The sequence below is a fragment of the Pseudomonas sp. GV071 genome (assembly GCF_003050835.1).
GTDB lineage: Bacteria > Pseudomonadota > Gammaproteobacteria > Pseudomonadales > Pseudomonadaceae > Aquipseudomonas.
Window position 1 is genome coordinate 151,731 of record NZ_QAOJ01000013.1, and the last position, 19,319, is coordinate 171,049.

Below are 19,319 nucleotides of genomic sequence, written 5' to 3' on the forward strand. Positions count from 1 at the left end.
CGAAGTGCCAACGCCACCTAGAATTCAATGGACGTGCATTCCGCACTGAGGAAACCGATAGATGCGTGCTTTTCTGTTTTTGTTTCTGTTGTTCCCGATCATTGAACTGGCGGTGTTGATCAAAGTGGGCAGCGCCATCGGCGTGTTGCCAACCTTGCTGCTGGTTATCGGTAGCGCCGTGCTCGGCAGCGTGCTGCTGCGGGTGGCCGGTGTGGCTACCGCCTGGCGCGCCCGCGAGCGGCTGGCCCGTGGCGAATTGCCGGAACAGGAAATGCTCGAAGGGCTGCTGATTGCCGTGGGTGGCGGCCTGTTGCTGCTGCCCGGCTTTATCAGTGACATCTTCGGCCTGCTGTGCCTGCTGCCGTTCACTCGCCGGTTGATCGTTGGCAAGTTGCGCCAACGGGTCGCCGAACAGGCGCTGCGTCAGCGCGCCTTTGCCGATGACCTGGCCGCTCGCTCCGGGCAAACCCGCCCGAATGTGATTGAAGGCGAATTTGAGCACCGCGACCCGCAATAAATCCCCACAGGCCTGATGAGCGCTCTGCTCGAGCGTTTATCGGCGCCTTGGGTGGGGTAAAAATTTTTCACCCCCGCCCTTGTAATCCGATTACCCGCCCCTATGTAGTGGTCACCGCAAGGTCTCTGTCGGTTTACGACAGTCAGTCTTCCGCGTTGCCGCTCTGCGGCGCGCGACCGGCCACGCCGGATAGCAATCAACCAGCCGGTGAATAAACCGGCGGCTTTAAACCACCTTACTTGGGAGAGATCGACAATGAAGCTTCGTCCTCTGCATGACCGCGTCGTCATCCGTCGCAGTGAAGAAGAAACCAAAACCGCTGGTGGCATCGTTCTGCCTGGCTCGGCCGCTGAAAAGCCGAACCGTGGCGAAATCCTCGCTGTAGGTGCTGGCCGCGTGCTGGACAACGGCGAAGTGCGCCCACTGGCCGTTAAAGTCGGCGACAAAGTGGTGTTCGGCCCGTACTCGGGCAGCAACACCATCAAGGTTGATGGCGAAGACCTGCTGGTCATGAGCGAGAACGAAATCCTGGCCGTTGTTGAAGGCTGATTTCCGCTCTACGAATTCCGCGCTACCGAAACGAATTTGAGGAATAACGATCATGGCTGCAAAAGAAGTTAAATTCGGCGACTCCGCCCGTAAGAAAATGCTGGCTGGCGTAAACGTCCTGGCTGACGCAGTTAAAGCGACCCTCGGCCCGAAAGGCCGTAACGTGATCATCGAGAAGAGCTACGGCGCTCCGACCATCACCAAAGACGGCGTTTCCGTTGCCAAAGAAATCGAGCTGAAAGATCGCTTCGAAAACATGGGCGCGCAGCTGGTCAAAGACGTTGCCTCCCGTGCCAACGATGACGCTGGTGACGGTACTACCACCGCTACTGTTCTGGCTCAGTCGATCGTCAACGAAGGCCTGAAAGCCGTCGCTGCCGGCATGAACCCGATGGACCTGAAGCGCGGCATCGACAAGGCGACCATCGCCATCGTTGCTCAGCTCAAAGCCCAGTCCAAGCCATGCGCAGACACCAAAGCCATCGCCCAGGTTGGCACCATCTCCGCCAACTCCGATAGCTCCATCGGCGACATCATTGCCCAGGCAATGGAAAAAGTCGGCAAAGAAGGCGTGATCACCGTTGAAGAAGGCTCGGGCCTGGAAAACGAACTGTCGGTTGTAGAAGGCATGCAGTTCGACCGTGGCTACCTGTCCCCGTACTTCATCAACAAGCCGGACACCATGGTTGCCGAGCTGGACAGCCCGCTGATCCTGCTGGTCGACAAAAAGATCTCCAACATCCGCGAAATGCTGCCGGTGCTGGAAGCCGTTGCCAAAGCTGGCCGTCCGCTGCTGATCGTGGCTGAAGACGTTGAAGGCGAAGCCCTGGCTACCCTGGTTGTGAACAACATGCGCGGCATCGTTAAAGTCGCTGCGGTTAAAGCACCAGGCTTCGGCGACCGCCGCAAAGCCATGCTGCAAGACATCGCCGTTCTGACTGGCGGTACCGTGATTTCCGAAGAAATCGGTCTGAGCCTGGAAGGCGCCACCCTGGAACACCTGGGTAATGCCAAACGCGTCATCCTCAGCAAAGAAAACACCACCGTTATCGACGGTGCTGGCGTTCAGGCTGACATCGAAGGCCGCGTTGCTCAGATCCGTAAACAAGTTGAAGACACCTCGTCCGACTACGACCGTGAAAAACTGCAAGAGCGTCTGGCCAAACTGGCTGGCGGTGTTGCCGTGATCAAGGTTGGCGCCGGTTCCGAAGTGGAAATGAAAGAGAAGAAAGCCCGCGTTGAAGACGCCCTGCACGCTACCCGTGCAGCCGTTGAAGAAGGCGTGGTACCTGGCGGTGGCGTGGCTCTGGTTCGCGCTCTGCAAGCCATCTCCGAACTGAAAGGCGACAACGCCGATCAGAACGTTGGTATCGCCCTGCTGCGCCGTGCTGTTGAAGCACCGCTGCGTCAGATCGTTTCCAACTCCGGCGACGAGCCAAGCGTTGTAGTCGACAAGGTCAAGCAGGGTTCCGGTAACTTCGGTTACAACGCTGCCACCGGCGAATACGGCGACATGATCGAAATGGGTATCCTCGACCCGGCCAAAGTGACCCGTTCTGCTCTGCAGGCCGCGGCCTCTATCGCCAGCTTGATGATCACCACCGAAGCGATGATTGCTGAAATCGTTGAAGACAAGCCTGCAGCTGGCGGTATGCCGGATATGGGTGGTATGGGCGGCATGGGCGGCATGATGTAATTTGCTTTTGCCTTAAAAAACCCCGCCGAGTGCGGGGTTTTTTTATGGCTGAGCGATCGGCTGCGCGTCGGTATTGCTGCGTTGAAATGGCTTTTTGAATGCTCATTGGCTACAGCCAACTGCGCTTCAAAAAGCCATTTCGCCTTGCACTGCTCTAGCTGCTCGATCTCGATTTGCGGCGCGGCTGACATCGCAGACGCGGTTTGCTCTTGATCTCGTAGGGGGTGCTCCGCGCACCGAGCGGTCTGCGTCCCTATCGGGCGCTAACTGCCTCACGCTGTGCGACCGGCTCTGGCCGGTACAACACCGCCCAATACGATCCCAAACAAATCAACCAACAGAACACCGCCGTCCACAGGTTGTGGGAGAAGAAGTGCGCGCCTTGCAGCATGCGGCTGATGGAGAACACGCTGCCCAGGGTCAGGGCGAAGACGAAACCGGCACGGGCCCAGCGGGGTTTGCGGTCGCGAAATACAAAGAACAGGGCGAACAGGGTGAAGCCGGCTGCGGCATGGCCGCCCGGCCAGCAGCGGCCGGGTTTGTCGGTGGCGGGACGGTGGCTGAGCAAGGGGCTGTAGGTTTCGCTGCCACCAAACTGACTCAGGCTCCAGGGGCATTGCACGGCGGTCACCGCTTTCATCGGGGTGACGAAGCTGGTGGATAAACCCATGGCCAGCACCAGGTAGCCGAGCTGACGCTTCATCGGCTGGAGACGCTGGATAAAGAAGCTGCCAATAAAGCCGAGGATGGACAGTACGGCGAACACAATCACCGCCTGCTTGGCGCGGTCGTGCAGGATGTCTTCGAGAAAGGCGCTGTGTTTCCCCACAAAGCCAACACCCGGCGTGTACATCAGGTTGGCCAGGGCGAAGTCCAGGCGTGTGGGTTCGACTATTAATAGAAGAGCCATGATTGCCAACGGAATGCCCACGGCCAGACGCAGGTTGAGGGGCGCGGAGTGGGGGAAGAGTGGATTCGACGTCATGCTGAGTCCAGGCGCAGTAAATGTAGCGTGCATGCTCGGTAATCGGGCGTCGCGAATGCGTTAATCCAGTGTGAAAAAAACGTCAAAGCCGCTTCAAACGTGAAATGTTCGGGTAATGTCGCGCAGCAAGAGCACGGCCCCGGTAGCCGCAACACCTGCAACAAGGAACACCCCATGCGCATTCTGATCGTTGAAGATAACCGCGACATCCTCGCCAACCTTGCCGATTATCTGGGCATGAAGGGGTACACCGTGGACTGCGCCCAGGACGGTTTGTCCGGTTTGCACCTGGCCGCCACCGAGCATTACGACCTGATCGTGCTGGATATCATGATGCCGGGCATGGACGGTTACACCCTGTGCAAGCGCCTGCGTGAAGACGCCCGCCGCGACACCCCTGTGATCATGCTCACTGCGCGCGACCAACTCGACGACCGCCTGCAGGGTTTTCGCTCCGGTGCCGACGACTACCTGCTCAAACCTTTTGCCCTGTCAGAACTGGCCGCCCGCATCGAAGCGGTACTGCGCCGCAGCCAGGGCGGTGGACGGCGGATTTTGCAGGTGGCCGACCTCAGCTACGACCTCGACACCCTGCAGGTCAGTCGCGCCGGCAAACCACTGAAGCTCAACCCCATCGGCCTCAAGCTGCTCGCCACCCTGATGCAAAAAAGCCCCCATGTGCTGCGTCGTGAGGTCTTGGAAGAAGCGCTGTGGGGCGACGATTGCCCGGACAGCGACAGCCTGCGAAGCCACGTCCATCAATTGCGTCAGGTGATCGACAAACCGTTCGAACGGCACCTGCTGCAAACCGTGCACGGCGTCGGCTATCGCCTGGCGGAAGTAACCGATGGAGTTTAAGCAAAGCCTGTCACGGCGCATTGTCATCGCCTTTGTGGTGATGACCACCTTGGTCGCGGCGGCCTTTGCCACGGGGATCTACCTGGCCGTGCACATGCTTGAGGAAAAGCTGATTTCCGGCGTGCTCAGCGGCGACCTCGACCGCATGCTGCACATGGACAGCATGGACGAGTGGCGCTTTCATCCCGAGCCCGACCAGTTGTTCTACTTTTCTGGCGGCCATGGCGACTTTGAGCTGCCGGACTACCTGCAAGGCATGGAGCCTGGCTTCCATGAGATCTTCCGCGGCGACCTGTCGTACCACGCCTTCGTGCGGGTGGTGGCGGGGCAAGAGTATGTGCTGCTGCAAGACCAGAGCGAGTTTGAAGAGCGTGAGCGGGCGCTGTACACCACGGTGTGGATCGGCTTTGTGCTGTGCGTGGCGCTTGCGGTATTCCTCGGCCAGTTCCTCGCCCGCAAGGTGATCGAACCGGTGGTGCGGCTGTCGCGGCAGGTGCGCCACCGTGACCAGTTATTGGCCATGGCGCCGCCGCTGGCCCCCGATTATGCCGCCGACGAAGTCGGCCAACTGGCCGCTGCTTTCGATACCACGTTAGGGTTGCTGCGCCATGCCCTGACCCGCGAGCGTCTTTTCACCAGTGACGTCAGCCATGAACTGCGTACGCCCCTGATGGTGCTGGCCAGCTCCTGCGAGCTATTGCTGGAAAACCCCAATCTCGACGAGCGCGCGCGGTCCCAGGTGCAACGCATTTCGCGGGCTTGCGAAGACATGCGCGCGCTGGTGCAAACCTTCTTCCTCCTGGCGCGTGCGCAGAACACCGATGCCAGCCAGATTCCCACCATGACCCTGGACAGCGCCGCCTACGAATTGCTCGAGCAGTGGCGTGGGCCCATCGAGAGCAAAGGGCTGGAACTGCATTACCGGGTAGAGGAGGTGATGGCTGGTCACTTCAACGCCACTTTTCTGCGCACGGTGATGGGCAACCTGTTGCGTAACGCCCTGCACTACACCGACAGCGGCCATATCAGCCTGACCCTGGTGGCCGACGGCTTCATGGTGGAAGACACTGGCGTGGGCATTCCGGAAAACCAGCGCGAAGCGATGTTCCAGCCCTTTGTGCGTGGCGATAGCCAGCGCGGTGACGGTTTGGGGCTCGGCCTGTCGCTGGTGCAGCGTATTTGTGCGAGCCAGGGCTGGCAGGTCAACCTCAGTGCAGCCCAGCCCAGTGGTTGCCGGTTCAAAGTGGTGTTGGCCGGAGGCGCGAGCTGAATGGCGAGGCGAACGATGTCCGTGAATTGGCCGACGTTTGGTCGTAGTTTTCGGAACTTGGCCTCCATTGTGCAGACAAAGGCTGCTACATTCCGTGTCGATCGAGTTCTTACAAAAACTTCCTCGGTCGAGTCTGAGCCTTCCCGGGCCTTAAAGGGATATGGTCATCCGCCAGCGGGTGGCAGCTTTATATCTTCCGTATAGGACACTTACGCATGACTGCAGCGCTGCATATGCCGGCACCCGGCCTGTTTGAACAATGGTGGCAACAACAGGGTGAATGGGTAGAAGAACCCAACAGCAGACGCGGCGGTACCAGTGGTGTGCAACGTATTCGTGGCGAAGACGGTAGCCTGCTGTACGCCAAGCGCCAGGTCGGCCACATCTATCACAGCCTGCTCCACCCCTTCGGTCGCCCCACTGTGATGCGCGAACTGAAAGCGCTGCAGCGTTTGGCGGGGCTGGGCATCAATGTCCCGCGCGTGGTGTATTGCGGCGCCGAGCGCGATAGCGACAACAATTGGCGAGCGTTGCTGGTCACCGCCGACTTCGAAGGCTTTATCGAGATTGATCAATGGCACGCCGCCGGTGGCCGTGAGCGCCACGGCGAAGCGTTTCATCAGCAAGTCATGCAGGGCGTGGGCGCGATGATTGCGCGGATGAACAATGCCCGGTGGCAGCACAACTGCCTGTATTCCAAGCACGTGTTTATCCGCGTGCAAGGCGAGGGCAGCGAGGCGACTTTCGAGGTCGGGGTTCTGGATCTGGAGAAATCCCGCCAGCGCATCACCCGTCACCAAGCCGCTCGTCACGATCTTCTGCAGTTACGTCGCCATTCGTCGTGGAGCGCAGCAGATTGGCAACATCTTATCTATGGTCATTCCACAGCGTTTGGCAGCGCTATCAAAGGGTTGTGAAATGAAGCTAGATATTGCACGAGGTATATTCCTCATCGGCGCCCTGGGTGTGGCGTCACTGGCGGCAGCCGCCTGGCATGAGCCGGGCCCGACTGTGTTGCACTCGTTATCGGCCGGCAGCCAGTGTTCGATGCCTGCCAACGTCAAAGCCAAGATCGCTGTGCGTCCCGATCAGGACTTGTTGTTGCTGATGTTTGGTCTGGCGCAGGGCGGCACGCGCTAAGGCTGTCTACCGTTGTGGAATAGCCGCCTGCCCTGGCGGCTTTCGGCGGGACTCCGGCAAAACCCGGGTCGCGCTCGTTGCTTTCGTGGCTTATCATTAGCCCCCTAACGACACCCGCCTTGGTTCCGCTTCCCATGTTCGCGATTATCGCCGCCACGTTCGGCATCACCATGCCGGTGTTTGCCATGCTGTTTCTCGGCGTTTTCCTCAAGCGCCTGGCGTTGATCGACGGCAATTTCATCAATACCGCCTCGGGCCTGGTGTTCAACGTCAGCATGCCGGTCATGCTGTTTCTGGCGATTATTCACGCCGATCTGCGCACGGCCATGCAGCCGGCGGTGCTGGGTTATTTCGTGCTGGCGACCGTGGTCGGCTTTCTGCTGGCTTGGGGCTGGGCGATCTGGCGGGTGCCGGTGGCGGACCGAGGCGTCTACACCCAGGGCGCGTTTCGCGGTAACAACGGCATTATTGGTTTGGCCTTGGCCACCAGCTTGTACGGCGACTACGGCCTGTCACTGGGCGGCATTCTCGCCGGCGTAGTGATCCTCTCCTACAACAGCCTGTCGGCCATCGTCCTGGCGATCTACAGCCCCAGCGCCAAGTCGGATGTCTGGAGCATCAGCAAAAGCATCATCTGCAATCCGCTGATCATTGGCGTGCTGTCGGCCATTCCGTTTGCCTATTGGCAGATTGCGCTGCCCGCCTGGTTGACCACCTCGGGCGAATACCTGGCGCAGCTGACCATGCCGCTGGCACTGATCTGTATCGGCGGCACGTTGTCGCTGGCCTCATTGCGTAAAAGCGGGGCGATGGCGGTGAGCGCCAGTCTGATGAAGATGGTCTGGCTTCCGATTCTCTCTACGGCCGGTGCCTTTGTTTTTGGTTTCCGTGGCGCTGATCTCGGTGTGTTGTTTCTGTATTTTGCCAGCCCGACGGCGGCGGCCAGCTTCGTTATGGCTAAAGCCGCCAACGGTAACCATGAACTGGCAGCCGCCATTATCGTCATCACCACCCTGGTGGCGGCCATTACGACCAACATCGGTATCGTGTTTCTGCAATGGGGTGGTTGGATGTAAGCGTTGCGGCCGGGCGTTGTGAGCCATTCGGTAACTCTTACAAATTGTGTCCAGCGGTCATTGTCAGGCTTCTGAGGTAGGGATACCTTTGCCGGCTCTCGCGCGCCTAAAGGATTATGCATGCGCTCTGTGTTGTTGTTTTGCCTGGCCGCACTCGGTGCCAACGCCATGGCTGAACCTTCTGCCGATTTACAGGGACCGGTCGCCGGCTGGCGTTACTCCGGCCTGCTTGATCGCGCCGACGACGCCCGCGTCGCCTACCCGACTCCGCCCATCGACCGAGGCGCCCAACGCGGCCGCAGCCTGATCCAGGGCACTCTGAACAATCTGCAAGGCACCCGCCAACCGCACCGCCTGGTCGTCAACGGCAACCCGCTGCCGCTGTACACCGACGAGCAGGGCCGCTTTGTGCGCCCCTACAATTTTGGCGCCGGCTCCAACAGCGTCGAAGTGGTCAGCGGCGACGGCCAGTCGCTCAAGCGCGTGCAGTTCTATGAAGCCAATTTCAACAAGACTCCGGCGCGGGTGCGCATTGTCCTCGGTTGGGACGACCCCAAGGCCGAGCTCGACCTGCATGTGGTCACCCCCGACGGCCAGCACGCTTTCTGGGCCGATCCGGTGATGAGCAATGGCGGTGGCCTGGATGTCGACAGCGTCGATGGCCCCGGCCCTGAAATGTTCACCATGACTGCGCCGCTGCACGGCCGTTACCTGGTGTTCGTCAACTACTGGGGCAACCTCAATAGCCAGGGTTACAACTTCACCGAAGGCAGTAACCAGAACGAAGTGATCACCGCGCAGATCAGCCTGGTGTTCAACGAAAACACGCCGAACGAAAAACGCGAGACTTTTATCGTGCCCCTGCGCGGTATTGGCGATCTGCAACTGATCAAGTCATTCAATTATTAAGCTGCACCTACTGAATAAGCGCCGTAGCACGGACGAATTGGGGTTTGCATACAATGAGCGAGAACACCACCCAGAACGGGGCAGCCAGTCCCCAGGAAGGCAAAGCAGGCCGCAAGCGTCGCGTGTTGATCGCCGTGGCGATTGCCGTGCCGCTGTTTGCCGGTGCCGGCATTCTCGGCTGGTGGCAGCAGCACATGGCGCCGCCGCGCACCCTGGCCGAGAACAGCGAGTTGCAACTGGACCTGCAACACCCGCAGGTGCTGATCGAAAGCGAGTCCTTGAGCCGTCTGCCCAAAGACCTGCTGGCCGTACCGCTGCTGCGCGACACCCTGACCGAAGACCTGGTGTTCTACTACGAAGCCAACCCGGATCGCCTGGGTATCACCGGCAGCCTGCGGCGCATCATCTACGAGCATGACCTCGAGCTGCAGGACACCCTGCTCGAACAACTGCTCGACCAACCTGCGCAGGTTGCCCTGTGGCGCGGTGCCGACGGCAAGCTGAAGAACTTCATGGTGCTGATGGAGCGCGGCGGTCTGGCCCGTTTGCTCGAGCCGCTGGCCCACGTAGCCGCCGATGACACCCAGTTGCGCCAAGTCGCCGAGCTGCGCGTCGACGGCGACGCCGTGCCGCTTTATCGCCTGCGCTACAACGGCGAACGCGCGCTGCTGTTCGCCAGCTACGGCGACAAACTGGTGATGCTGTCCAACCCCGGCATGTTGCTGGAAAGCGACAGTGAAGGCGCGCAATTGGGCAAGGGGGCCACCGAAGCAGTGGAAGCCATGCTCAATGGCGAGGCCGCCTTCACCGAAGGTTTTGGCTTGAAAGAGCGCGGTGAACTCAAGCAACGCATCTCCCTGGGTAGCGACTACGTTGCCATGGGCTACCAGCGTTTTATCCCGAGCTTCGCCGGTCTGCGTTTTGAAATGGACGGCAGCGGCTGGCACAGCTACCTGGCCCTGAGCGACAGCAGCGAAACCACCACCCTCGACTTCAACCCGATCTGGCGCGCCATGCCGATGGGCGCCAGCGCCTGCGTAGCGCTGCCGGTGGCGCCAGCGGTGCACGAAAAGATGCTCGCCAAAGTCGGTGCCGAACCGGCGGTGGCCAAGCAGTTGAGCGAACACCTGACCGGCGCCGCCGGCCTCTGCTGGTACCCCAACTCGCGCCTGCACAGCCCGCTGCTGGTCGGCCAACTGGACGACAAAGCCGGCTCCAGCCTGGACGAAAACCTCGGCAAACTCTTCGGCTCGGTAATCGGTGCCTGGGAGTCCAACGTCGAAGGCGGCATCTTCCCGGTCAGCGATGAAGCGCGCGGCGACGGCCATAGCTGGCAGCGCGAAGTCAGCTCCAACTTCGGCCAATACCCCACCAGCGAGGCGCAGGTGCCGGACGCCATTGTCACCAACGGCTTCTTCCGCATCAGCTTGGTTCGCCACGGTTCGACCCTGCTGTTCTCCCTCGACGACACCCTGGTCAACAAAGGCCTGGATGCCCTCGACAAACGTTTCCCGCCATTGGCTGACGTGCTCCCTAAAGACGCGGTAGTGCCGGCTTATCTGGCGCCGAACACCCTGTCGACCCTGTTCGAGCAGGAAACCCTCGACGCCTTGCCGAGCGACATGGAGCCGGTGTTCCGCAACGCCGCGCAAACCCTGCTGCTGCCAAAACTCAAAGCCCTGGCCGGGCACAACAGCTACGCGCTGACCCTGCCAGCCGATGCCGCGCCAGACTCGAAATGGCAATGGTTGCCGCTGGAGTGGCGTTCGCTGTGAGATCGCGCGCCGCCATTACGCTGGTGCTGCTGGGTAGCCTGTTGCTGCCCACGCTCGCCTGCGCCACGGCATCCGCTATCACCCCGCTGGATGCCGAGCAGTCCCAGGTGTTCCGCGCCTGGTTCGTGCGCATCGCCCAGGAGCAATTGCGCCAGGGCCCGAGCCCACGCTGGCACCAACAAGACTGTGCGGGCCTGGTGCGTTTCGCCGCCAACGAGGCACTGAAAGTGCACGACGCCAAGTGGCTGCGCGCCAATGGCCTGTCCAATCGCTACCTGCCGCCGGAACTGCAACTGCAAGACACACAGCGCAGCCTGGCCCAGCAATGGCAACAGGGCGGCGGCAAAGTTGGCCCGTACGTCAACGCGATCAAACTGATTCAGTACAACAGCAATTTTCTCGGCCGCGACCTCAACCAGGCGCGCCCGGGTGATCTGATTTTTTTCGACCAGGGCGATGAGCAACATCTGATGATCTGGATGGGCCGCGAAATCGCTTACCACACAGGCACCACCACGCCGACCGATAACGGCATGCGTTCGGTCAGCGTGCAACAACTCATGACATGGAAGGACACCCGATGGATACCCGACGAATCCAATCCGAATTTTATCGGTATTTATCGTCTGCAGTTCCTAGCGCGATGAAGGCTCCTGCGCTGGGCTTGGCCCTAGTCGCCAGCCTGCTGCTGCCAGTGACCGCTCTGCACGCTGAAGACAGTGTCAACTCCAGCGGTTACACGCCCATGGCGGGCGAGTCGTTCTTCCTGCTGGCCGACTCAAGCTTTGCCACCGACGAAGTGGCCCAGGTGCGCCTCGAAGCGCCCGGCCGCGATTACCGTCGCTACACCATGGAACCCTATGGTGGCGTGGACATGCGCGTGTACCGCATCGACCAGCCGCTGGAGTTTCTGAAGCGCCAGAAGAACCTGCACCGGGTGGTTGCCGAAGGTGAATTCAAAGGTGAAGGCCTGGCCAACACCCTGTCGTACCTGTGGGACAACTGGTACCGCAAATCCCGTCGGGTGATGCAGCGTGCGTTCTCCTATGAATCGCGCAAGAACGTTACCGAAGAGGCGCCGGAACTGAAAATGGGCACGGCCATCGCCGAGCCGACCCAGTACGAAAACGCCCCGCAATTCGCACCGATGAAAGGCCTGCCGCTGGTGGCGCAATTCCGCTACCCGCTGTGGGACGCCAAAGCCATTCAACCGCCCAAGGGCGTGGAACTGGCTGGCTCGTCCAGCGACTTTGTCACCGTCAATCCGGGCAACGTGTATGTGCCCTTGGGCAAGCTGAAACCGGGGCTGTATCTGGTCGAAGCGCTGGTGGGTAAATACCGCGCCACCACCATGGTGTTCGTTTCCAACACCGTGGCCGTGAGCAAGATTGCCGGCGACGAGCTGCTGGTGTGGACCGCGCGCAAGCACGAAGGCAGCGTAGTACCCAAAGCCAAAGTGCTGTGGAGCGATGGCCTCGGCGTGATGAGCAGCGGCACGACCGATGACCAAGGTTTGTTGCGCCTGAAACACGCCAGCCCTGAGCGCTCTTATGTGTTGGGTGAAGACAGCGAAGGCGGCGTGTTCGTCTCCGAGAACTTCTATTACGACAGCGAAATCTACGACACCAAGCTGTATGCCTTCACCGACCGTCCGCTGTATCGCCCAGGCGATTGGGTGGAAGTGAAAATCCTCGGCCGCGAATTCAAAAACGCCCGCGATTCGGTGGCCCCCACCAGCGCCCCGGTGAAACTCACCGTGCTGGACGCCAACGGCACCGCCCTGCAAACCCTCGACCTCGCCATGGACAGCAAGGCCGGCAGCCAAGGCCGCTTCCAGTTGCCGAACAACGCCGTGGCCGGCGGTTACGAGCTGCGTTTCGGCTACCGCGACCAGCAATACAGCAGCGCCTTCCGCGTCGCCGACTACATCAAACCGCACTTTGAAATCGCCCTCGACCTGGCCAAGCCAGACTTCCGCACCGGCGAAGAAGTGAAGGGCAATCTGGTACTGGTCTACCCCGACGGCAAGCCAGTGCAGAACGCCAAGGTGCAACTGACCCTGCGCGCCCAGCAGCTGTCGATGATCGACAACGAACTGCAGTACCTCGGCCAATTCCCGGTCGAGCTGGCCACCACCGAAATCACCACCGACAGCCAGGGCCGTGCCGAGTTGAAACTGCCGGCCGCCGACAAACCGAGCCGCTACCTGCTGACCGTATTCGCCAGCGATGGAGCGGCCTACCGGGTGAAAACCAGCAAGGAAATCCTCATCGAGCGAGGCGCCGCCCGTTACCGCCTGAGCGCGCCGCAGCGCTTCAGCGCCGCCAACGAAAAGGTGCACTTCAGCTACCGCAGCGAAACCGCCCTGGGGCAGAAAAAGGACGCGCACAAACCGGCGCACTTCGAGTGGGTTCGTCTGGAAGACCAGAGCAAAGACGAAGGCAGCCTGGCTGCTGATGCCGATGGTTTCGACCTGAGCTTCGAACGGCCGGGCTCCTACAGCATCACCCTCAAGGACGACCACGGCCTGATCCTCGGCGCCACCGGCCACTCGGTGAGCGGCGAAGGTGTCAAAGCCGTCGCTGGCACTATCGAGATCGTGCTGGATAAACCGGAATACAAAGCCGGCGACGAAGCCCTGGCACTGATCACCTTCCCGGAACCGGTAGGCGATGCCCTGCTGACCCTGGAGCGTGATTCGGTAGAAGCTACCGCACTGTTGAGCAAAGGCGCCAACTGGCTGAAGCTGGAAAAACTCAGCGACACCCAATACCGCGCCCGCATTCCGGTTACCGAGCAGTTCTCGCCGAACCTGACCTTCTCCGCCCTGTACACCAAAGGCGGCGATTACAGCTTCCAGAACGCCGGCATCAAAGTCGCCGCGCCGCAGATCGACATCACCATCGCCGCTGACAAAGAGCAGTACCAGCCCGGCGACCTGGTGACCATCGACCTCACCACCCAGTTCGCCGGCAAGCCGGCAGCCACGCGCCTGACCGTCAGCGTGGTGGACGAAATGATCTACGCCCTGCAGCCGGAAATCGCGCCGAGCATCGACCAGTTCTTCTACCACCCGCGCCGCAATAACGTGCGCACCAGCGCCAGCCTGTCGTTCATCAGCTACGACGTGGCACTGCCAGGCTCGCCCACCGCACCGAGCAAAGCCAACCGCAGCGACCGCAGCGTGAAAGTGCTGGAGCGCCCGCGCCGCGAAGAAGTCGACACCGCTGCCTGGCAGCCTGACCTGGTCACCGACGCCGATGGCCACGTAAAACTGACCTTCCGCATGCCCGACTCCCTGACCCGCTGGCGCATCACCGCCCGCGCCGTGAGTGACGCCGGCACCGTGGGCCAGAAAAAGCAGTTCATCCGCTCGGAAAAACCGCTGTACCTGAAGTGGAGCGGCCCGACCCAGTTCCGCACCGACGACCAACCGGCCATGGGCGTGTTCGTGTTCAACCAGGGCGAGCAGGCGACCAAAGCCGAGCTGGTCAGCCACTTCAACGGCCAGGAAAAACGCACCGCCATCGACCTGGAAAAAGGCATCAACTACCTGCCGCTGCCGAAAGTGCCAATGGCCGCTGGCGAATGGAAAGCCGAGCTGTTGCTCGACGGCAAACCGGTAGACGCCCTCGGCGTCACCCTACGTACCGTCGGCAAAGGCTGGCAGGACCTGCAAACCCAGCGCCTGGCCGCCAACGCCGGAGCCAACGCTCTGCAACTGCCAAGCGATGCCCGCGACATCAGCCTGCGTCTGGACGACAGCGCCCAGGCGCTGTTCAACAGTAACCTCGATGACCTGCTCGAATACCCCTATGGCTGCGTCGAGCAGACCGCCAGCCGTTTGCTGCCGTTGAGCCTGGCCTATCCGTTGCTGAGCAAAGCCGAAGTCGGCAATGCCGAGGGTGGGCGCGTGGAGAAACGCGTCACCGACCGTCTGCGCCTGATCATGCAGAACAGCCGCCTGCGCCTGGTGCAGATGGCAGGTCCCGAAGCCTTGTTCACCTGGTGGGGCGAGGGCGCCGAGCCGGATGCCTTCCTGACCGCTTACGCCTACTACGCCGACTGGTACGCCAGCCAGGCCCTGGAACTGAGCCTGCCGGCCGATCACTGGCAGCGGGTGATGGACATCTACGCCAAACAGGCGGCGACCACGCCGCTGCTGCAACGGGCGTTGATTCTGGCGTTTGCCAAAGACATGAAGCTGCCGATCAACACCCTGGTCGAAGGCCTGATGACCGACCTGGCCAACCACGACGCACAGGCCAAGGCCGATGCCGAAGTGGCGGCCAAAGTTGAAGCAGCCACCGATGGCGAAGCCGCTGCCCAAGCGCCGCGTACCGACGTCGCCAGCGTGCAACCGGCTGGCGTTGACGAAACCCCGAGCGATGACGGCCTCACCAGCCTGATTCTTGCCGCGCCGAACTCCAAGCTCGGCCTGGCCCTGGCCCGGGTGCTGACAGCGGACCTGGCCAAGCAAAGCAAAGTGGCGTTACCGGTTGCGTTCAGCGAACAACTGGGCAGCGCTCAGGAGCTGGTCAACGCCAGCGAACATCCGTTCGTGGCCAGCCTCAAGGCCAAGTTGAACGGTGTTGATCAAGCGCAGGCCAAAGCCTTGCTGCAACGCCTGGCGCCGGAACAGTCGACCCTGGAACGCGCCCTGGCGCTGACCTGGCTGCAAGCCGCCAGCCAACAGAAAGCTGCGGTCAGCGAGCTGAAACCGGGTGAAGGCTGGCAAGCCCAGCAACGCCCGAGCGGAGAAACCCAATGGCGCTGGACCGGTAAAGGTGTGCCTAGCAACCTCGACCTGCCGGCCTCTGTTACGGCGCCCGTCAACGTCGCGCTTAGCTACCGCAGCGAACAAGGCAAGCCGGGCGTATTGCCGGTCAGCCTCAGCCGTCGTCTATTGCGTCTGGTGCCAGGTGATACCGCGTTCGAGTTCAGCGTGAAAGAAGTCGGCGAAGGCGAAGCCATCTCCGGCGACGACCTGTACCTGGACGAAGTGAGCCTGACCAGCGAAGACGCCCGCGCCCTGCGCTACGGCCTGCTGGAAGTGCCGCTGCCGCCAGGTGCCGACGTTGAGCGCACCACCTGGGGTATTCAGGTCAGCGGCCTGGATTCGGAAGAAGCCGCGCCACTGGAAAAAGCCCGCCACGAAGACGGCCAACTGCTCTACGCAGTCCCGGTGGACAGCCTGCAAGGCGGCCTGACCGTGCGCCATCTGGTGCGCTTCTCGCAGAAGGGCGAATTCTCCCTGCCGCCAGCGCGCTATGTACGCATGTACGCGCCGCAAGATCAGGCGCTGGAAGTTGAACCGAGCTACGGCAGCCTGAAGGTCGAATAAGCCGTGCGCCTGGGCTGGTTGTGCATGGCGTTGCTGCCCCTGCTCGCGCGAGCGGGGGAGGCCCCGTTGCAACTGGCCATTGGTGCGCCGCCGGCCACGCAACTGCTGCACCTCAACCATCAGCAGGTACTCAGCCGCGGGCCGTTGCCGGCCGAGCTGAGTGCGCCGCTGGGCAGCCTGTGGAAATTGTTCGTCTACGCCTACCTGGTCGACAGCGGTAAAACCGAGGTCGGCTACACCTGCAAAGGCCAGGACCGCGACGAGGTGTACTGCTGCAAAGCCGGCGAGCGCATCGAGCGCGACCAGGCGCTGACGCAGAGCTGCGGCCTGTACTTTTCCCCCGCCAATCTCAAACTCGATGCCGCCGCCTGGCGCGGTTACTGGCAGCAACGCCAGGCGCCACTGTGGCTCAGCGACATGGCCCAACTGCAACCGCAGCAACGGGTGCCGGTGGCGCAACTGCTGCAACAGCTCGCCAGCCTGCCGGCGCAGGAACAGGCCAGGCGGGTGCTGCTCGACGTGATGCTGCATGCGCCTGAAGGCATCACCCTCGGTGCGCTGGGCGGTCGGCTGCGGGTGAAAACCTGGAGCTGGCTGGCCGACCATGATGCACAGGCACGCCAGGGTGGTTTCGCCGGTTGGCTGGTAGACGGCACACCGGTGTGGGCCGGCGGTACGGGCACCAGCCAACGGATTCTCAAGGACTACGCCCAAGCCCTTGGCAGTGCTTTGCCGACGCCTGCGTCGGAAGCGCCTGGCCAGTGCGTGGAGGTGCAACTGTTCGCCCGTTATCCGGTGCGCCAGGTGCGCAGCAAAGCCAGTGGCCAACTGGTTGGCGCCGGCGCGTTGCGCGGCGACTACGAGGTGCAGTTCAGCAACGGCAATCGCCTGCCCATCAGCAGTGCGGGTGAATTGTTTGTCGGTGCCGATGGCCAGCTCACCGCGCGCTTGAACCGCGAAGATTACGTCGCCCGCGTGCTTGACCGCGAAGCCTCGGCGCAACCCGCCGAGGCCGCCAAAGCGCTGGCCGTGACCATCCGCACCTACCTGCTGCAAAGCGCCACCCGCAACGGTGAATGCCTGGTAATTGCTGACAGCAGCGCCAGCCAGCGCGTGGCGCCACGCCCGGCCAGCGATGGTGCGCAGCAGATCGCCGCCTGGACCAGCGACCTGGTACTGGCTGGCAGCCCGGTGAACTACCACAGCGACAAAACCGGCCCGGACCGCCTGGCCTGGCAAGCCGCCGTCGAACAAGCGGGGCAGGGCCTGCGTTACGACGCCATCCTCGCCCGAGCGTTCCCGCGTGCCAGCCTCAGCCGTTGGGACCAACCCAGCGCTGCCTGCCAAGCCCTGGGCAACGCCGAAGACTGGCTGAAAAAACAGCAACGCAGCTGGCGCCAGCGCCTGCAAAGCGAACCCGGCTACGTCGAAACCAGCGAGTTTGCCGTGTGCCAATTGAGCGGCGGCAAACCCCATGTCGACCGTGAGCGCCAACGCATTTTTGTCCGCGGTATGTACTCGCTGCAGGACCGCCTCGACCTGACCCACGAATACCTGCACCTGGCCTTCGCCGCACACCCCAACGGCCAGGATGAAACCTACATCGAAGGCCTCGCCCGCCATCTACTTCTGGAATAGCCCCATGCGTGTACGCCTGACTGAAATCGCCCTGTTCCTCGCCTGCCTGCCGTTGGCCGCGCTTGCCACCGACGGCGTGCAAATCGACACGCCGGTAGGCGGCTGGCGCAAAGGCTCGGACGAGGGCGCGCACTTTATGCAGGAGGTGAACTACCCGGCCTCCTCCGTGAACAGCGCCGCCGACCAGGCCAACACTGCGCGCATCGCCGGGCAGATCAAGTCCACGCCCAAAGACGCGAACAAACCGGCACGCCTGATCGTCAACGGAATCAGCATGCCGCTCAAGGTGCAGGAAGACGGCAGCTTCGACCGGCCGTTCGTGTTTCCGTCCGGCAGCAACAGCGTCGAAGTGCGCAACGTCGACGGCACGGCCAAGCACCGCGTGCAGTTCTACAACCGTGGCAGCGGCGAAACGGCGGCCAAGCTGCGGGTGGTGCTGTCGTGGGACAGCGACAACACCGACCTCGATTTGCACGTGGTGACACCCGATGGCGGGCACATCTGGTATGGCGACCGCTCAGCCGCTAACGGCGGCGCGCTGGATGTCGACGTGACCACCGGCTATGGGCCAGAGATGTTCGCCTCGCCGACGCCGTTGGCGGGTGAGTATCTGGTGTATGTGAATTACTTTGGTGGCGGTTCGAGCAGCGACGAAGAGGGCGCCGAAACGCCAGCACAGGCGCTGACCACTGCACAGGTGACAGTGATTTCCCAGGAAGGCACGGCGAATGAAAAGCAGGAGTCATTCATCGTGCCGATGCGGGCGACGGGGGAGCTGACGCTGGTGAAGCGGTTTAGTTATCCGTAGGGCGGATAGCTGCCAGTTCGTTTGGTTTGGTGGTGTTCTTCTTTGTCGCGTGCGCTGAGCGTTTTGTTTCGCGCCTTACGCGCGAGTATCTTTTTCCAGTCGATGAAAAAGACACCAAAAAATCTCGCCCCCACCTTGGGTTTTCACTGCGTGAAAACTACCCTCGTTCCATCGTTGCTCCGGGGGCACGCCACGACGGGCCGTCCCTGGCCCATCGTGCCTCTCGCGGCATCCCTGCCGCTCAACCCCCTCCACAACGATTCCACTCGGCCTGCGCTCAAGGGGCGGGCAGATCAAGATCAAAAGCCAGATCAACGGCAAATCAACTGCCCCTCACCCCAACCCTCTCCCGCAAGCGGGAGAGGGGGCCGATCTTCGTAGGAGCGATCTTGCTCGCGAATCCTGGAAAAGCTAGTCGAGAATTGTGTTTGCAGGGTTCGCCAGCACTTTAGCCGCGGCGCTCTTGATCTCCTTTTCCAGGAATCGAGGCTTCAGCCTCGAGTTTTTGATTTGCTGGCTGTTGATCTAGCTGTTGATCTTGATCCACCCGCCCCGTTAGCGAAGGCCGAGTGCAGGCGCTGAGTAAGGGGTTGAGCGGCCGGGAGCCGCGAAAGGCAAAGACAGGCCAAGGATGGCCTGTTTTGCCGGCCCCTGGAGCAGCGCCGGAAGGAGCAACCGTGTTTCAAATCAAGCTTTATTCGCATCGAAATGGGTCTGGTCACGGAGCATGGCGTTCAGGATCACTAGCAGCTTG

15 protein-coding genes are annotated in these 19,319 nt (G+C 61.6%); 14 read left to right on the plus strand and 1 reads right to left on the minus strand.

Features of this window, described 5'->3' with window-relative positions:
• Positions 1–61: 61 nt before the first annotated feature.
• The 3 genes from C8K61_RS22495 to groL all read left to right on the plus strand — a co-directional run bounded on the left by C8K61_RS22495 (position 62) and on the right by groL (position 2,762).
• Positions 62–517, plus strand: a complete 456-nt coding sequence (locus C8K61_RS22495; protein WP_108098536.1) for an FxsA family protein — start codon at positions 62–64, stop codon at positions 515–517.
• 255 nt (positions 518–772) lie between these two features.
• Positions 773–1,066, plus strand: coding sequence for a co-chaperone GroES (locus tag C8K61_RS22500; protein WP_108098537.1), 294 nt, complete (start codon positions 773–775; stop codon positions 1,064–1,066).
• A 52-nt stretch (positions 1,067–1,118) separates the two neighbouring features.
• Positions 1,119–2,762 carry a chaperonin GroEL gene (gene groL / locus C8K61_RS22505; protein ID WP_108098538.1) on the plus strand — a complete coding sequence of 548 codons (1,644 nt, stop codon included), beginning with the start codon at positions 1,119–1,121 and terminating at the stop codon, positions 2,760–2,762.
• A gap of 253 nt (positions 2,763–3,015) precedes the next feature.
• Here groL and C8K61_RS22510 read toward each other — a convergent pair whose 3' ends face one another.
• The gene (locus C8K61_RS22510; RefSeq protein ID WP_108098539.1) at positions 3,016–3,747 is read right to left on the minus strand and encodes a phosphatase PAP2 family protein; all 732 of its coding nucleotides are present in this window, start codon (positions 3,745–3,747) and stop codon (positions 3,016–3,018) included.
• 174 nt (positions 3,748–3,921) lie between these two features.
• Here C8K61_RS22510 and C8K61_RS22515 point away from each other — a divergent pair, with 174 nt between their 5' ends.
• The 11 genes from C8K61_RS22515 to C8K61_RS22565 all read left to right on the plus strand — a co-directional run bounded on the left by C8K61_RS22515 (position 3,922) and on the right by C8K61_RS22565 (position 18,565).
• Positions 3,922–4,605 (plus strand): response regulator transcription factor, encoded by a 684-nt coding sequence (locus C8K61_RS22515; RefSeq protein WP_108098540.1) that lies wholly within the window; start codon positions 3,922–3,924, stop codon positions 4,603–4,605.
• Positions 4,595–5,875, plus strand: a complete 1,281-nt coding sequence (locus C8K61_RS22520) for a HAMP domain-containing sensor histidine kinase (RefSeq protein WP_108098541.1) — start codon at positions 4,595–4,597, stop codon at positions 5,873–5,875. The genes C8K61_RS22515 and C8K61_RS22520 overlap by 11 nt, the downstream gene beginning before the upstream one ends.
• A 215-nt stretch (positions 5,876–6,090) precedes the next feature.
• Positions 6,091–6,792, plus strand: a complete 702-nt coding sequence (locus C8K61_RS22525) for a lipopolysaccharide kinase InaA family protein (RefSeq protein WP_108098542.1) — start codon at positions 6,091–6,093, stop codon at positions 6,790–6,792.
• A gap of 1 nt (position 6,793) precedes the next feature.
• On the plus strand, positions 6,794–7,015 hold the full coding sequence (locus C8K61_RS22530) for a hypothetical protein (RefSeq protein WP_108098543.1): 222 nt from the start codon (positions 6,794–6,796) through the stop codon (positions 7,013–7,015).
• 134 nt (positions 7,016–7,149) lie between these two features.
• Positions 7,150–8,091: an AEC family transporter gene (locus C8K61_RS22535; protein WP_108098544.1), complete on the plus strand. Its 942-nt coding sequence runs from the start codon at positions 7,150–7,152 to the stop codon at positions 8,089–8,091.
• Between the two features lie 120 nt (positions 8,092–8,211).
• Positions 8,212–9,000: a YfaP family protein gene (locus tag C8K61_RS22540; protein ID WP_108098545.1), complete on the plus strand. Its 789-nt coding sequence runs from the start codon at positions 8,212–8,214 to the stop codon at positions 8,998–9,000.
• A 53-nt stretch (positions 9,001–9,053) separates the two neighbouring features.
• Complete coding sequence (locus C8K61_RS22545; protein WP_108098546.1) at positions 9,054–10,775, plus strand: DUF2138 domain-containing protein; 1,722 nt, start codon at positions 9,054–9,056, stop codon at positions 10,773–10,775.
• Positions 10,745–11,422 carry a DUF1175 domain-containing protein gene (locus C8K61_RS22550; RefSeq protein ID WP_108098547.1) on the plus strand — a complete coding sequence of 226 codons (678 nt, stop codon included), beginning with the start codon at positions 10,745–10,747 and terminating at the stop codon, positions 11,420–11,422. Before C8K61_RS22545 ends, C8K61_RS22550 begins: the two co-directional genes overlap by 31 nt.
• Positions 11,419–16,119 (plus strand): alpha-2-macroglobulin, encoded by a 4,701-nt coding sequence (locus C8K61_RS22555; protein ID WP_256589521.1) that lies wholly within the window; start codon positions 11,419–11,421, stop codon positions 16,117–16,119. Before C8K61_RS22550 ends, C8K61_RS22555 begins: the two co-directional genes overlap by 4 nt.
• 24 nt (positions 16,120–16,143) lie before the next feature.
• Complete coding sequence (locus C8K61_RS22560; protein WP_108098555.1) at positions 16,144–17,757, plus strand: DUF2300 domain-containing protein; 1,614 nt, start codon at positions 16,144–16,146, stop codon at positions 17,755–17,757.
• Between the two features lie 4 nt (positions 17,758–17,761).
• Positions 17,762–18,565: a DUF2135 domain-containing protein gene (locus tag C8K61_RS22565; RefSeq protein ID WP_108098549.1), complete on the plus strand. Its 804-nt coding sequence runs from the start codon at positions 17,762–17,764 to the stop codon at positions 18,563–18,565.
• Positions 18,566–19,319: the final 754 nt, after the last annotated feature.

Bases quoted from the DNA above. Each gene is read 5' to 3' on its own strand.
- C8K61_RS22495 (WP_108098536.1), top strand. From the start codon at position 62: ATGCGTGCTTTTCTGTTTTTGTTTCTGTTGTTCCCGATCATTGAACTG.
- C8K61_RS22500 (WP_108098537.1), top strand. From the start codon at position 773: ATGAAGCTTCGTCCTCTGCATGACCGCGTCGTCATCCGTCGCAGTGAA.
- groL (WP_108098538.1), top strand. From the start codon at position 1,119: ATGGCTGCAAAAGAAGTTAAATTCGGCGACTCCGCCCGTAAGAAAATG.
- C8K61_RS22510 (WP_108098539.1), bottom strand. From the start codon at position 3,747: ATGACGTCGAATCCACTCTTCCCCCACTCCGCGCCCCTCAACCTGCGT.
- C8K61_RS22515 (WP_108098540.1), top strand. From the start codon at position 3,922: ATGCGCATTCTGATCGTTGAAGATAACCGCGACATCCTCGCCAACCTT.
- C8K61_RS22520 (WP_108098541.1), top strand. From the start codon at position 4,595: ATGGAGTTTAAGCAAAGCCTGTCACGGCGCATTGTCATCGCCTTTGTG.
- C8K61_RS22525 (WP_108098542.1), top strand. From the start codon at position 6,091: ATGACTGCAGCGCTGCATATGCCGGCACCCGGCCTGTTTGAACAATGG.
- C8K61_RS22530 (WP_108098543.1), top strand. From the start codon at position 6,794: ATGAAGCTAGATATTGCACGAGGTATATTCCTCATCGGCGCCCTGGGT.
- C8K61_RS22535 (WP_108098544.1), top strand. From the start codon at position 7,150: ATGTTCGCGATTATCGCCGCCACGTTCGGCATCACCATGCCGGTGTTT.
- C8K61_RS22540 (WP_108098545.1), top strand. From the start codon at position 8,212: ATGCGCTCTGTGTTGTTGTTTTGCCTGGCCGCACTCGGTGCCAACGCC.
- C8K61_RS22545 (WP_108098546.1), top strand. From the start codon at position 9,054: ATGAGCGAGAACACCACCCAGAACGGGGCAGCCAGTCCCCAGGAAGGC.
- C8K61_RS22550 (WP_108098547.1), top strand. From the start codon at position 10,745: ATGGTTGCCGCTGGAGTGGCGTTCGCTGTGAGATCGCGCGCCGCCATT.
- C8K61_RS22555 (WP_256589521.1), top strand. From the start codon at position 11,419: ATGAAGGCTCCTGCGCTGGGCTTGGCCCTAGTCGCCAGCCTGCTGCTG.
- C8K61_RS22560 (WP_108098555.1), top strand. From the start codon at position 16,144: ATGGCGTTGCTGCCCCTGCTCGCGCGAGCGGGGGAGGCCCCGTTGCAA.
- C8K61_RS22565 (WP_108098549.1), top strand. From the start codon at position 17,762: ATGCGTGTACGCCTGACTGAAATCGCCCTGTTCCTCGCCTGCCTGCCG.